The organism is Marinagarivorans sp. (assembly GCF_982758155.1).
The window spans coordinates 1,178-2,971 of record NZ_CEXWTU010000364.1 but is presented as its reverse complement, the minus strand read 5'-3'; the positions used below and the strand labels follow the sequence as shown (position 1 = coordinate 2,971).

At 43.6% G+C, this 1,794-nt stretch carries 2 protein-coding genes; both read left to right on the top strand.

Annotated elements, in window-relative coordinates; genetic code table 11:
- Positions 1 to 79: 79 nt before the first annotated feature.
- Positions 80 to 1,009, top strand: coding sequence for a hypothetical protein (locus AC3A8L_RS20885; protein WP_487964210.1), 930 nt, complete (start codon positions 80 to 82; stop codon positions 1,007 to 1,009).
- 113 nt (positions 1,010 to 1,122) lie between these two features.
- Positions 1,123 to 1,731, top strand: coding sequence for a hypothetical protein (locus AC3A8L_RS20880; RefSeq protein WP_487964209.1), 609 nt, complete (start codon positions 1,123 to 1,125; stop codon positions 1,729 to 1,731).
- Positions 1,732 to 1,794 lie beyond the last annotated feature (63 nt).

Here is a 1,794-nt window from a genome sequence, read left to right as displayed (position 1 = left end):
AATAAGTGTAATAACGATTAGATAACTAATCGTTAAGCACATTAAACTAGCAAAGTCTAGTTTTTTAGGAGAGAAAAAAATGTCAAAAAATAAAAAGACGAATAAAAATAAACAAAACCGGAGAGTAAAGATAAGTGAAGAGGCGCTATTTGAGGCCGAAAAGAATGGGGATATTTCCCGTTCTAGTGGACTCAAGCGTTTGGTCGTTCACGACCAGACTAGGCACCGCACATTTACGGACACAGGCCGCATGCCTCGTGCCCGAAACTCTAAAGGTGAAAAAATGGAATTTGAGTGCTTTGTTAAGCGCCGTTCCACTGCTGGACCAGTAGAAGCAACACTAATTATGCGAAGTATCGCTAGTGTGCTGAGCCGCGAAAATGTTATTAAAATTCTGACTGAGTCGCCTGAGTTCATTGTGAACCCAGAAATGACTCTTGCTGTCGCAAGACAACTAATGGACGATGGGATGATTACACCGCGAATGGTAGATGAAATCCTAGATGAGAAGCATCCGGCATGGAGCCAACTCGATTGGAAGGTCGACACTGGACTCCGTGCAGATTATATTTCTGCCTTTAAGGTAGACCCTGAAAATAAGGGCAAGACTACTGAAGATGCTGAGCAAGCATTCAAGAACTTGCCTACGGGTCTATACCGAAAGGAAGGAGTGGTAAAAGTATCTGTGAGAACAGATAAAGGTAAACGCGATTTTACAATGAAAATCGCATGTGAAAAGGTAACACTCGATAAGGGTCGTTACTTCGTGGCTTTGGCGAAAAATTGTTCGCCATTCCGAACTGCGTGGCTAAGACTCCACGGGTGGAAAAACAAGCCGCGTCAAATTGAGGGTAAACCTCAGGATCACCGAGAAGTGCCTACAACCACGCCTGACTTTGTTAAGGATGAAAGAAATCAACTAAGACTGGGAGAAGCGATTCTATCGCAAAACCCAGAAGCTGACTCAGTAATCGACCTGTTGAAAGACGGCGGAACAATCACCTTCTAAGGTGATTAAAGAATAACGATGACAACCGGAAGGTTGGGGCTTCGGCCCCAATCTTCCACATTTAGAGGAGTAAAATCCCCGAAAGGGGGCTCAAAAACTGGGAGACCGCATGATTGCGTAATACAATCATGTGGTCTCTTTTTTTTTTACCAATTAGGTTTAATAATGACAACCTATTGGAATTAGATGAGGTTAAATATATGTCACATTATGTGAATGCAAAAACTGAATTTTTGGTAGAAAATAAGTCCTGTTTAATGGACGCCCTAAAGGAGCGATTCCCGGATGCAACTATCCTGGAAAACGCCCAAGTGAGAGGATATCGTGGAGTTGCCGCAAGAAATGCGGAGATTGTCGTACGATTTCGTTCTCCAAATGTGGAACAACAAGGTTATTATGATCTTGGTTTCGTACAAGACGCTACAGGCGAAAAGTATGAAGCAGTTGCTGAATTTGGATACCGCCAAGGCGGATACGGAATCTGCGGATACGATGAAGTCTTAGAGGGATGTAACCAAGCGGGCGCCAGAGGCGTGATGGAGGGACTTATGGAACCATATGTAAAATCAGCTGTAAAGAAACAGCTAAAGGGTAACCCCAATCTTGCCGGATATCACATGGGCAAGGTAACTGAGAAAGAAACTGAGATGCATGGAAAGAAGAAGCGTGTTAAGCACATTCGTATTTCTAGCGGTCAAGGTGGATCAGGAGGGTGGCTCTGATGGCTAATATAGACGTTTATTTCGACCCAGAAACGGGCGAGATAAAAGTTGAAGTTGATGGAG

Coding starts and splice junctions, on each gene's coding strand:
- AC3A8L_RS20885 (WP_487964210.1), top strand. CDS start 80: ATGTCAAAAAATAAAAAGACGAATAAAAATAAACAAAACCGGAGAGTA.